This is a genomic window from Streptomyces sp. NPDC042002, assembly GCF_055588305.1.
This window is the reverse complement of the sequence record NZ_JBVJCT010000071.1, coordinates 1-11,510: the sequence shown is the minus strand read 5'-3', so window position 1 is coordinate 11,510 and position 11,510 is coordinate 1. Positions and strand designations below refer to the sequence as shown.

General features: G+C 65.8%; 12 protein-coding genes and 4 pseudogenes. 7 read left to right on the top strand and 9 right to left on the bottom strand.

Going from position 1 to position 11,510, the window contains the following annotated elements:
- Positions 1-79: pseudogene (locus tag ACZ6KY_RS41775) on the top strand (transposase); the annotation flags it as partial.
- A 33-nt stretch (positions 80-112) separates the two neighbouring features.
- Positions 113-319, top strand: coding sequence for a hypothetical protein (locus ACZ6KY_RS41770; RefSeq protein ID WP_469315474.1), 207 nt, complete (start codon positions 113-115; stop codon positions 317-319).
- Positions 320-498: 179 nt separating this feature from the next.
- On the opposite strand, the gene ACZ6KY_RS41765 is transcribed toward ACZ6KY_RS41770, so the two are convergent.
- On the bottom strand, positions 499-810 hold the full coding sequence (locus ACZ6KY_RS41765) for a hypothetical protein (protein WP_469315473.1): 312 nt from the start codon (positions 808-810) through the stop codon (positions 499-501).
- A gap of 117 nt (positions 811-927) precedes the next feature.
- Between ACZ6KY_RS41765 and ACZ6KY_RS41760 the strand changes: the two genes are divergently transcribed.
- A complete protein-coding gene (locus ACZ6KY_RS41760; protein WP_469315472.1) occupies positions 928-2,631 on the top strand; it encodes an IS1182 family transposase in 1,704 nt (567 codons plus the stop codon).
- Positions 2,632-2,808: 177 nt separating this feature from the next.
- Here ACZ6KY_RS41760 and ACZ6KY_RS41755 read toward each other — a convergent pair whose 3' ends face one another.
- Entirely contained in the window at positions 2,809-3,234 is a 426-nt protein-coding gene (locus ACZ6KY_RS41755; protein WP_469315471.1) for a MarR family winged helix-turn-helix transcriptional regulator, read from the bottom strand.
- A 178-nt stretch (positions 3,235-3,412) separates the two neighbouring features.
- Here ACZ6KY_RS41755 and ACZ6KY_RS41750 point away from each other — a divergent pair, with 178 nt between their 5' ends.
- Both ACZ6KY_RS41750 and ACZ6KY_RS41745 read left to right on the top strand, forming a co-directional pair.
- On the top strand, positions 3,413-4,057 hold the full coding sequence (locus ACZ6KY_RS41750; protein WP_469315470.1) for an MBL fold metallo-hydrolase: 645 nt from the start codon (positions 3,413-3,415) through the stop codon (positions 4,055-4,057).
- Positions 4,058-4,101: 44 nt separating this feature from the next.
- Positions 4,102-4,901, top strand: a protein-coding gene (locus tag ACZ6KY_RS41745; protein ID WP_469315476.1) for an IS5 family transposase whose coding sequence is annotated in 2 segments (ribosomal slippage) — positions 4,102-4,437 and positions 4,440-4,901 — 798 coding nt in all. Because the reading frame shifts where the segments join, the coding sequence is not laid out codon by codon here.
- A gap of 9 nt (positions 4,902-4,910) precedes the next feature.
- On the opposite strand, the gene ACZ6KY_RS41740 is transcribed toward ACZ6KY_RS41745, so the two are convergent.
- From ACZ6KY_RS41740 to ACZ6KY_RS41720, 5 genes and pseudogenes are all read right to left on the bottom strand, one after another.
- Positions 4,911-5,540, bottom strand: a complete 630-nt coding sequence (locus tag ACZ6KY_RS41740) for a hypothetical protein (protein WP_469315469.1) — start codon at positions 5,538-5,540, stop codon at positions 4,911-4,913.
- An 85-nt stretch (positions 5,541-5,625) separates the two neighbouring features.
- Positions 5,626-5,928, bottom strand: a complete 303-nt coding sequence (locus ACZ6KY_RS41735; protein ID WP_469315475.1) for a hypothetical protein — start codon at positions 5,926-5,928, stop codon at positions 5,626-5,628.
- 161 nt (positions 5,929-6,089) lie between these two features.
- Positions 6,090-6,493 (bottom strand): annotated as a pseudogene (locus ACZ6KY_RS41730) (IS630 family transposase); the annotation flags it as partial.
- Positions 6,494-6,610: 117 nt separating this feature from the next.
- Complete coding sequence (locus ACZ6KY_RS41725; protein ID WP_469315468.1) at positions 6,611-7,396, bottom strand: hypothetical protein; 786 nt, start codon at positions 7,394-7,396, stop codon at positions 6,611-6,613.
- A gap of 172 nt (positions 7,397-7,568) precedes the next feature.
- Positions 7,569-8,736 (bottom strand): annotated as a pseudogene (locus ACZ6KY_RS41720) (IS3 family transposase).
- Positions 8,737-8,903: 167 nt separating this feature from the next.
- On the opposite strand from ACZ6KY_RS41720, the gene ACZ6KY_RS41715 reads away from it, so the two are divergent.
- Entirely contained in the window at positions 8,904-9,326 is a 423-nt protein-coding gene (locus ACZ6KY_RS41715; protein ID WP_469315467.1) for a hypothetical protein, read from the top strand.
- Here the strand turns inward: ACZ6KY_RS41715 and ACZ6KY_RS41710 are convergent.
- The gene (locus tag ACZ6KY_RS41710) at positions 9,305-10,084 is read right to left on the bottom strand and encodes a helix-turn-helix domain-containing protein (protein ID WP_469315466.1); all 780 of its coding nucleotides are present in this window, start codon (positions 10,082-10,084) and stop codon (positions 9,305-9,307) included. The two genes, ACZ6KY_RS41715 and ACZ6KY_RS41710, sit on opposite strands and share 22 nt — an antisense overlap.
- Positions 10,085-10,170: 86 nt before the next feature.
- Here ACZ6KY_RS41710 and ACZ6KY_RS41705 point away from each other — a divergent pair, with 86 nt between their 5' ends.
- Positions 10,171-11,145 carry an LLM class flavin-dependent oxidoreductase gene (locus ACZ6KY_RS41705; protein WP_469315465.1) on the top strand — a complete coding sequence of 325 codons (975 nt, stop codon included), beginning with the start codon at positions 10,171-10,173 and terminating at the stop codon, positions 11,143-11,145.
- Positions 11,146-11,259: 114 nt separating this feature from the next.
- Here ACZ6KY_RS41705 and ACZ6KY_RS41700 read toward each other — a convergent pair.
- Positions 11,260-11,424, bottom strand: a pseudogene (locus ACZ6KY_RS41700) (FAD-dependent monooxygenase); the annotation flags it as partial.
- Positions 11,425-11,510 lie beyond the last annotated feature (86 nt).

Here is an 11,510-nt window from a genome sequence, read left to right as displayed (position 1 = left end):
TCTTCAATACCGACCCGACACCCTCGACGGCTTCATAGCCGGCACCGGCCTGACCCTCGACGACCCAACGTCACCCTAATCAGCCGAAGTCAGTAACCACGCCGGGCACTCGATGGCATACGACATCCGCTACGAGTTCCTCGACACGAAGGGCGAGGTCGTCGGCTCAGCGGAAGGCGTTTTCTCGGTGGCCGCGCACCAGCTGCTCGGCGATGAGGGGCTCTACGGCGACAGCGGCCACTGTGGTCCAAAGCTCCGCCTCGTCTACGTCAATGCGTACGACAACACCGGCGACGGCGCCGATCAGCCCGACTTCTGACAACACCGGATCATGGCCGCGGGCACGTAGAACCCCCCGGTTCGGTCAGCCTTCTGTGGCCCCCCATCGACCCCGGCGGCGCGAGAGCCGTCCCAGCTGCCGGGCGTCGGATCGAGCAGCTGACGCCCCGTAGACCTGCCGACCCCCGCCCCTGCCGGGTGTTCGGCGGGACGGCGCGGTCACGGCGTCTTCCTGGCTGCGGCTGCCAGCTCGGCAAGGTGGGCGAGCATCAGTTCGGGGCTCTGGGTTTTGCCGGGCACGCGTGCACCGTCGGGCGCGTGGGCGGTGAAGGGGTGTCCGGCTATGACCTGGTCCGGTTTCGGGAGGACCACTGATCCGCAGAGCCCGGCGTCCGCGGGGGCCGGGCCCTGGTACAGGAACATGCGGAGCAGCCCGTCGGGTCCGATGCCGGTGACGAGGCAGTGGCCGGGCGGGGTGATCTCGGTGACACCTTGTTGGTAGATGTCGATGTCGGCCAGAGGGAAGATCACGCGGCTCTCCTGGGGTCCGTGAGCTACGGCATCGTTGTGATGCCACGCTCAGAGGCTAAGGGCAATGCCGTGACTCTGTTGGTGATCTTCAGGGGGTGCTGACAGCTGCTCCGGGCGGTGCTTCAGTGGAGACAGCGGGGCGGTGCCAAGGCCGAGGCGGGCCTGATGTCGTTGCAGCCGAGGGACTACCAGCGGATTCCGGCGCGGACCGTGCGCACGGCCTGGGCGGCGTGCCCGAAGGGGACGCCCGCGATGCTGGTGCGGGACCGTCTCGATGTGCTGTTCGAGGATGAGGAGTTCGTGGATCTCTATCCCTCCGATGGGCGGCCGGGTTTCTCGCCGGGACAGTTGGCGCTGGTCTCGGTGCTGCAGTTCGCCGAGGATCTGTCGGACCGGGCGGCGGCCCAGGCGGTGCGTACGCGGATTGACTGGAAGTACGCTCTGGGGCTGGAGTTGGAGGACACGGGGTTCGACTACTCGCTCCTGTGCGACTTCCGCGCTCGTCTGGTCGAAGGTGACGCGGCGGCCCGGATGCTGCAGGTGATGCTCACGCGGCTGACCGAGGCGGGGCTGCTGAAATCCGGCGGGCGGCAGCGTACCGACGCGACGTATGTGCTGGCCGCGGTGCGACGCCTCAGTCGCTTGGAGCTGGCCGGGGAGAGCCTGCGCGCGGCCCTGGAGGAGCTGGCCGTGATCGCGCCGGGGTGGCTGCAGCCGTTGATCGAACCCGGGTGGGACAAGCGGTACGGACGGAAGATTGAGATCCGGAAGGTGCCCGGCGGGCCGGAGGCCGTGATCGCGCGGGCGGAGGTCTTCGGACGGGACGGGCAGAAAGTGCTGGCCGCCCTGTGGGCCTCCGGCGCACCGGGCCGGCTGCGGACCCTTCCCCAGGTTGAAGTCCTGCGGCAGGTGTGGGTCCACCACTACTACTGGGACGAGGAAGGCCAGCTCCGCTGGCGCGACGGGCCCGCGCTGCCACCGGCGGGCCTGCGCTTCGATTCCCCCTATGACACCGACGCGCACTACTGCACCAAGAACGGCACCGAGTGGAGCGGCTATCGCGTGCACTACACCGAGACCTGCGAGGAACAGCGGCCCGAGATCGTGGTGCACGTCGCCACCACGATCGCCCCGGTCCAGGACGGCCAGCTCACCCAGCAGATCCACGACGGCCTGGCCCAGACAGCCCTGACCCCTGCTGAGCACGTGGTCGATGCCGCCTACATCACCCCGGCCCATGTCCAACGCGCCCAGCAGGTCCACGGGATCACGCTGCTCGGCCCGATCGTCGCCGATCACAGCCGCCAGGCCAGGAGCGGCGAGGGCTTCGGGAAGTCCGCGTTCGCGATCGACTGGGACCTACGGCAGGCGACGTGCCTCCGCGGCAAGACCAGCTCCCAGCCGGGGACGCTCCGCATCAACGGCCACGAGTACCTCCAGTTCCGCTTCGCCAAGGCCGACTGCCTGGCCTGCCCGGACCGTCACCCGTGCACCGCCTCGGCCACCAGGCCCCGCTCGGTCGCCCTGCTCCCACAGCCGTTGCACGAGATCCAGGTCCGTAACCGCCTCGACCAGCAGACCGAGGAATGGCAACGACGCTATGCCGTCCGCGCCGGCATCGAGGCGACGCTCTCCCAGACCGTCCGGAACAACGGCCTACGCCGCACCCGCTACCGAGGGCTCGCCAAGACGCATGTTCAACACGTACTCACCGCTATGGCCTGCAACCTCACCCGCACCGCCGACTGGATCGCCGAAACACCCCGAGGTCGTACACGATCAAGCCGTTTCCACACTCTCTGCACCGCAGCCGCCGGATAACCCCTGAAGATCACCAACAGAGTCCCGACTACGGAACAGAGCCGCTCGTTTGACAGACCCTGGAGACTTAATGAGCTCCTCAGTCACAACGGCCGGCGTCGCGGGATCACGGGTGTGTAGTCGTGGTCGAGGCAGGTGGTTGCCCTACAAGAGGGGTGAATCTCGAAGGGGTCAGGTCTACTTGGCCTTCAAGTGTGCGGTCAGGCGTGACAGTAGGGGCAGCGCCGCCGCGAGCGCCTCCCGCTCTTCAGGGTTGAGGACATCGTTGATCGCGGTGCCGAGCCAGGCTGCACGCCTTCGGCGCTCCTCGGCCAGCCGGCTGCTTCCCGCCGCTGTGAGGGTGAGCAAGAGTTTGCGCCCGTCACTGGGGTGAGCCTCGGCGTGTACAAGGCACTGGGCGAGGAGTTCCTTGACCGCCTTGGCGGCTGACTGGTGGCTCACTCCCCGCTGTTGTGCGATATCGGCGGTGGTCAGCGGGCCGCTGCGGTCCAGGTAGCCCAGGACGGCAGCCTCGCCGGGGGGCATCTTGTCGGCAGTGCGCACGGTGCGTACGAGCTGTCCGACGGTCAGGCGGAGCTCTTCAGCCAGTTGATCGTTGTCCATGGCGCCACCACTCTACCCATATTTATCACCAAACTGTACAGCTTGGTTGGCCAACCTGCCGAACTGAACAAAAGGCCGCAGAGTCGCGCCCGGTCGGAGGCGCGAGTGATCCCTCGAAATCTACAGTCGATGTGTACAGTCTGATTGTAGATATTTCTCGGGTCAGAGAGGGCCCCCTGTGAAGCTCACCAAGCACGCCCACGCCTGCGTCACGCTCGAGAAGGGCGACACCCGCCTGGTCATCGACCCCGGCACCTTCACCCCGGAGGCGGCAGAAGCTGTCAGCCAGGCTCACGCCGTCCTGATCACCCACGAACACTTCGATCACTTCGACGAAAAGCTCGTAGCCGCTGCTCTCGAAGCCCAGCCCGGGCTGCAGGTCTACGGCACAGCCACGGTCGCCGCCACCCTAGGCAGCCGCGGAGGCCGCGTTCAGGCCGTCGCCGCGGGCGACACCTTCAGCGTCGGATCCATCACCGCCACCGTCCACGGCCACCACCACGCGCTGATCCACGCCGACATCCCGTGCCCCGACAACGTCGGCTACCTCCTCGATGACGGAGCCGTCTACCACCCCGGCGACGCCTACTTCGCGCCCGACGCTCCCGTACGCACCCTCTTGCTGCCGACCAGCGGCCCATGGACAAAGCTCGGTGAAGCCGCCGACTACGTCCGCACGGTCAAGCCCGAGCGCGTCATCCAGATCCACGAACTCATGCTCAGCGACCTCGGCCAGCACTCCACCGCCAATCTCCTCGGCGAGAACGGCCTGACCGGCACCCCGATCGACCTCCTCCAGCCCGGCACCACCGTCCAGTTGTAAGAGGTCATCTCATTTGGGGTATTCGATAGGCTCCGGGTGTGGGGATCGTTGAGCGGCTGGTGCCGGATGAGTTGTGGGAGTTGTTCCAGCGTGTGGTGCCGGAAGCTCCGTTGCGCCCTCAAGGAGGAGGCCGACGTCGGCACGGTGACCGGGAAGTGCTGGCTGCGATCGTGTTCGTGGCCACGTCCGGCTGCACGTGGCAGCAGGTGCCATCAGCGTCGTTCGGACCATCGGGGGCGACGGCCCATCGGCGCTTCACCGAGTGGACGAAGGCTCGGGTGTGGACCAAGCTGCACCGCCTGGTTCTTGACGAACTCGGTTCCCGCGGCGAACTGGACTGGTCTCGCTGCGCGATTGACTCGGTGAACATGCGGGCCACGAAAAGGGGGATCTGACAGGTCCGAATCCTGTGGATCGCGGCAAGTACGGGTCGAAGATCCACTTGATCACCGAGTGCACCGGTCTGCCCTTGTCGATCGGCATTTCGGGGGCGAACATGCATGACAGTCAGGGCCTGGAGCCGCTCGTGCGGGGTATCCCACCGATCCGCTCACGACGCGGTCCCCGCCGCCGCAAACCCGGCAAGCTACACGGCGACAAGGGTTACGACTACCGTCACCTGCGGAAATGGCTCCGCGGTCGGGGCATCATGCACCGCCTGGCCAGACGAGGCATCGAGTCTTCCACCCGCCTGGGCCGCCACCGCTGGGTCGTAGAGCGGTCCGTGGCCTGGCTCGCCGGCTGCCGCCGACTCCATCGCCGCTACGAACGCAAAGCCGAACACTTCCTCGCCTTCGCCGCCATCGCCTGCACCCTCATCTGCTACCGCCGACTCACCAAATGAGATGACTTCTCAGTTGTCGAACCAGACGACGAGTCGCACATTGTCATCGCCGTGCTGCGATGCGAGAGCCTCCATGACCGTCCAGACCGGTTTCCACTCGCCGGTCTCCGGGACAGCATCTCGACGGCGCAGTTTCTCGGATCTGTAGAGAGTGTCGCCGATGAGCCATTCGCTCCCCTCGGGCCACTCTTGAGCCTCGCCCGGCACTTGTGCAGGAAGGCCGACAGCTTGTGCGAAGCGAGAGCTCCAGGCGGACTTCCCCGTCAACCTGAGCCCGTCCGGAGTCTGCCGGTACTGGTGGAGTCGGCTGTCGGCCTTCTCAGCTGGCTCACCCCAATCGGCCTCCTTGATCTCGGCCCAGGTGATCCAGGTGGTGCCGTATGCCTGGTCCGGCCACTGGGCAAGTTGATCGAGTTCGGCACGAACAGTCTCCGACGCATCGACTGGGAGTCCTCGGTCTGCGGCCAGCGGTCGGAAGTTCGCGTAGTTGCGGACTCCAAAGAGGCAGCCGAACGCGTCGTAGTTCCGGGTGATGTTGAGGAAGAAGAGGTCGATGGCGGCTCGCCAAACCGAGTCCTCGCCCTCCTCGTGGAGGTGCCATGCTCGACACTCGACAAACCCGCTGATGTCCGTCCCCATGACAGAGATTCTGCAACCGCCGTCAATCGATTTTGGGGTTGAGGTTCCCCCGGCGTGCGGGAGGTTCTGATCAGCTGGTCAGGAGTCAGGTCGGCCGAGCTGAGATCTGTCGGCGGGCCGTGCCCCAGACCTCCTCGAACTCCTCGGAAGTGAACTGCTCCGGATCATGCCCTTCCCACTCTGAGACGGGTAGTTCAGCTGTGATGCCGAACCTGTTGTCGTATTCGTCGAGGAGGCCCGCGTCATGGGCCTGCTGCCATTCGTCGAGGGAGGCAGCTGCGATCGGCGTCAGTTCAGGGCCCTGGAGCTCGATCTGCCGGGTCACCCAGCCTTCGGCGTTCACCTCGAAGTAGAACCAGACGTCTTCCTCGTCCCAGTAGCAGCGCATCCACGTTGTCACGAGTCCATGATGAGGCCTCATGTGCGGCACTCCGTCGGCGGTCCCGGCTCTGTTCTGGCTGCCAACCACGCCTGGTCTTCGACGACTTCACCGTTACGACGGCGAACGCTGACTGTGACCGTGCCACCATCCATGGCGTACCCCCAGCCCAGGGCCTGGATCTGGGACTTCTCGTCCACCGACAACACCACCGCACCTTCGGGCGGTTGAAATACAGCCCCACCACGTCGTAGACCTTCTCCACGAACAGCGGGTCCGTCGACAACTTGAACATGTCGCTCAGGTGCGGCTTGAGCTGGAACCTGCGCCAGATCCGGCCCACGGTCGACTTCGACAGGCCACTGCGGTCGGCCATGGACGCACGAGACCAGTGCGTAGCGTTCCTCGGAATCTCCTCCAGCGTGCTGACCACCACCGCCTCCGCCTGATCAACACTGATGGTGGGCGGCCGGCCCGGCCTCGGTTCGTCCACCAGCCCGTCCAGCCGGGCGGCCAGAAACCGGCGACGCCACTTGCGGACCGTGTCCGCCGCGATGCCCAATTCCCGCGCCACCACGACAATCGGTGGCCTATCACTTCATCAACGAAAGCTGGTTCTGGCTCAGCTTCTGCTTCTGTGGTGCGTGCACCTTGAGTGACCGTGCAATGCGGGACCGCTGCGGGGCATGAGTCAGAATGGCGGGTCTTCTGAGCAGCCGCCCGTCCAGCGTTCGGCGATCCGCCGGGCTCGGAGTTCACGGACTGCCACATCGTCTGCGTTTTCCAGGCCGCTGATGTCGTGGCCCCACGCCGTCAGCGCTTCCAGGACACGGTCGCGTTTGTAGCGGTCGGTGCTGGTGTTCAGCAGACGTCGGGCGTGGTCAACCAGTTCGGTTCGGTGTTGAGCGAGTACGGGATGCTCTGCCAGGGGGAGGGCAGCGACGAGAGCCGCCGCGCGTACGTCCGCGTCGTCGTGCTCGAGGAGCGGGTGAACGGCGGAGTAGAAGCTGGGACGCAGGTCTCGAAAAGCACGCATGTCCGGACACTCGTCGAGAAACGCGCTGCCCGAACTGCGCTCGCCGATGGCAACGCATTCGTCGTCTGCGTCGTAGGCAGTCCTGCTGAGCCAATCCAGTAGCACCACGCGGGTGAGGTAGTGCGGTGTCTGATCGGCATCCTGCTCGAAGCCGCCTGCAACAGTGGCCGGGTGGTTGAGGACCGTCGCGACGTACAGCGCTACAGGCACGGTGGCTTCGTAGATGGTGTTCTGGTGGGTCACTGCCCCCAGCGCATCCACGACGGCGGTGGCCCTGACACGCGGGTCCGCGTGAAGAAGTCGTACCAGGGCAGTCGGCAGGAGTTCACCCGTTCCTGATGGGGTCTCGAGCGAAGCCCAGTCCGTGTTGTCCAGAATCTCTTGGTAGTGGGGTAGTTCGGCGCGCGCAGGTTCGTTGCTCTGGACACGATGGTTGGTCACGGGCGGAGGCTATAGCGTCCTGGGCTCAGTCCTGAACTCAGAGGAATGATGCGAGCGACTCGCTTCCGCTCTCTGTGCCTCACGTGCCTCAAGACCACCACCGCGCTAAGATCCATATGTATCAAAGTGAGGGGCCCTGCGCTTCTCGGACAGCGGTGTTGAGGGTTCTTGTCTATGCCGCTGCCTGCAACTCCTCGTACTCGGCGTGGACTTCTGCGGGAGTCTTGTAGCCGAGTCCGGAGTGGAGGCGTTTTCGATTGTAGAACATCTCGATGTAGCGGACGATCGCCCGGTGGGCGTGTGCGCGCGTTGGGAACGTAGTTCGGTGCACGAGTTCGTTTTTGAGGGCGCCGAAAAATGATTCAGCCATTGCATTGTCCCAGCAGACACCGCTGCGGCCGACCGATGCTCGCAGGCCCAACGAGCTGAGCTTGCAACGAAGTTCCCGAGACGTGTATTGACTTCCGCGATCGGAATGAAATATGCAGCCTTCGGCGAGGTTGATGTTCCGGGCCGCCATATCGAGTGCATCCGATATGAGGGAGGTCTTCATATGGTCGGCCATCGCCCAGCCGACTACCGCTTTGGTGTGGCAGTCGATGACGGTCGCGAGATAAAGGAACCCGGCCCAGGTGCGAACGTAGGTGATGTCGCTGACCAGTTTGCGCCCGGGAGCGTCAGCGGTGAAGTCACGGGCCGGCAGGTCGGGCGTGGCCGGCGCCGCATCATCGGCGATCGTGGTCGCCCGCCAGGGCCGCGGCTGGCATGGCACCAGGCCGAGCTCGCGCATCAGTGCGCGGACCAGTTCCGCTCCGGCCTGCACGTTCATCCGCTGGAGCGCGGCGTGGACACGCCGGTAGCCGTAGGTCTCATGGGAGTCGGAGAAGACCTGGAGGATGACGGCCCTCAGTTCCGCACGGCGCTTCGCGGTGGCCGACAATGGCCTCGATCTCCAGTGGTAGAAGCCCGACGTGGATACTCCCGCCCAGGTGCACATCTGCTGCACGGGAAAGTTTCCGGCCTCGCCGTCGATGAACTCGTACTTCTCCGGCACCGGTATTCCTGGGCGAAGAAGGCCGCCGCTTTTCCCAGGAACTCGGTCTTCATGCGGAGTTCCCGGTTCTCGCGTTCCAGTTCGCGCAGTCGGGCGCGTTCGCTGATGTTCAGCGGAGGCTCCCCCCGGCGTTCTCCTGCCGGTACCGGCTGACCCAGGTGCCCAGCGTTCCCTCGTTCACTTGTATCTCTCGGGCGACCTCGGCAATCGGGCGGGACTCCACGGCTACCATTTTGACCGCCTCGTCCCGAAATTCAGGACTGAACTTCCTACGCTTCTGTGCCACGTGCTCTCTCCGCCGTTCTGGACTTCGATCCTATGGGGACCGCTGTCCGAGAACTTCGGGGCGCCTCACTCTGACTTGAAAGGCCCATTCCCTGAAGGGAATTGCCGGGCTCCCCTACGCCCCGCAGGATCTGGTCCCAATGGACCTGCCCGGGCAAGGAGACGAAGATGATCGAGATCGACCCGCAGCAGCTGGCCGACCGCTACATGGCGCAATGGAATGTGCCCGAAGCCGCAGAGCGCCGCGCGGCCATCGAGCGACTCTGGGCCGAGGACGGCACCCACATCCTTCACCCGCCTGCGGAGATACGGGAGACCGCCGCGGAACTCGGCTTCGACCACCCGACTCTGGAGGCTCAGGGATACGACGCCATCGAGACCCGAGTGGCGCGAAGCTACGAGCGGTTCGTCGAGAAACAGGGATTCGCCTTCCGGGCGCGCCCCGGTGCGATACGTCTCCATGACGTGGTCAGGATCGGCTGGGAGGCGGTGTCCACCGCAACCGGCGACGTGGTGGGTGGTGGTTCGGACCTGCTCATACTCGACGACAACGGCCGCATCAAGACCGATTACATGTTCCCGGGCTCCTGATCGGCGGCAGCGCGAGTCATTGCCCCGGCGGCTGCGGAGAGAGCCTCGGCCGTCGCCGGGTCGGCCGGCAGGAACGCCTCCAGCTTCAGCTCGGCAAGCGTCACGTCAACGGCGGTGGCGAAGGTCGTCACCGTCGTCATCAGGCGCAGCTCACCGTACGAGGACCGCAGGCGGAGCGGCACCGCGAAACCGAGTTGCCCGGAGGACGGCTCCAGCTCGGGAACGTACCCGGTGAGCTCGGTGCGCAACTCCTCCAGATGGCCGAGGCGCACCAAGATGTGGCGCGCCCACTCGGCGAGGTTGAGGATACGGGGAGCCAGGCCGTCGGGATGCAGTGCCAGGCGGTAAATGTTCGCGCCCGGACCCACCAGCTCGGCAGCCGCGCCCTCGGTGATCAAGTCGAATGCGGTGTTCGCGGCGATCAGGTCACCGCCCCGGTCCACAACCAGCGCCGGATACGGCAGATGCCCGCGGAGGATATGGTCGATCGCAGTGCGCACGGGGGCCAGCACCGGATCGTCCAGTGAGCTCTCCGGGTAGGCGGGCGCGTACCCGGCGGCCAGCAGCAACTCGTTGCGCTCCCGCAGCGGCAGCTCCAGCGACTCGGCCAGGCGCACGACCATGTTCCGGCCCGGGACAGATCTGCCAGATTCAATGAAGCTGAGGTAGCGCTGGGTGGTGCCCGCTCGCAGCGCCAGGTCGAGCTGGCTGACATGACGGCGGGTACGACGGTCACGAAGCGTACGAGGAAAGTCCACGGGCCTGTTGTAACGGCGGCGGGGGGTCCGAGGCCATTCCCCGCAGGGAATTGTCGCCACTCGTACCGGTCGTGGACATTGCCGACATGGACATCGGTGTACTACTTCCGACCGGAACCGCCCAGTGGGGCGCTGCCGACGACCCTCGCGAGCTGATTGCGTTCGGCCGGTACGCCGAACGCTCGGGCTTCTCCTCGCTCTTCGCCAACGATTCCCTGCTCAGTCCGCGCATCGAGGCGCTCACGATGCTGGCCGCACTCGCCCCGGTGACCGAGACCGTGACGCTGGGCACAGCCGCGCTGATGCCGTTCCTCCGTCGGCCGATCCAGGCCGCGCAGTCACTTGCGTCGATCGACCTGCTGTCCGGTGGCCGACTCACCGTGACCGTCGGCGCCGGCTTCCCTGGCCGATTCGGGCGGCCCCTCTACACGCTGTCCGAGCTGCCGTGGGAACGGCGCTTCGCCCGCCTGGACGAGACTGTCGCGCTGTGGCGGGCCCTGTGGGACGGCGCCGACGCCTTCCACGGCGAGATCCTCCGGTTCGATGACATCCCGCCCACGACCAGGCCGTACCGAGCGGGCGGTCCACCCATCTGGCTCGGCGGCGCGACACCAGCAGCGCTGGCCCGAACTGGCCGACTGTACGACGGATGGCTGCCCTACCCGTCTGACCCCGCCGACTACGCATCCGGCCTCCACAATGTCCACAACGCGGCGGCCGACGCCGGACGTGCGACCGAGGACATCACCCCCGCACTATTCGTCTCGGTACGGATCGACAACGACCTCGAGAGCGGCCGTCGGGCACTGGACGACTACGCGCGGGCCACGTACGGAATGCCACTGGAGGAGCTGGAAAAGATCCAGGCAGTTGTCACCGGCTCCGCGGAACAGGTGCTTGAAAGCCTAGGACGGTACGTCGCCGCCGGTGCTCGGCACATCGTCGCCCGCCTCGGCGCCCTGGACCTGCACTCCCAGCGCGACCAGCTCGAACGGATCGCAGACCTGATCCCCGCCGTCCAGGGGGCAGCTGATCGCGCCTCCACCTCGGAAAGCTCCTGAGTCTGGCCCAGCCGGCACCAACCTGAAAAGCTCAGTAACGGTGGTTTTGCCGGAAGGTGCCTGTCCCGTGAAGCCGCGGCGAGCTGTTGGTGCCGGTGTTCTTGCGCTTGGCGGTCAGGAGGGCTGGACTTGGTCGAAGAGGGCGAGGGCTTCTGTGGGGTCCTGGCTCACGAGGCGTTCCAGACCGGCCGTCGTGATTTTCGCCCACCTACCGGCCCGTGCCCACATCTGTTCCTCGAAGGTGCGGATGGCCTCGTCCAGATCTCCAGGGCTAGGCGCTGTTTCTCGGATCTCCTGACGGGGCTGGGGTGTTGAGGTCACGCTGGTGGTATGGGTCGTGGGGATCTGACGAATGCGGAGTGGGA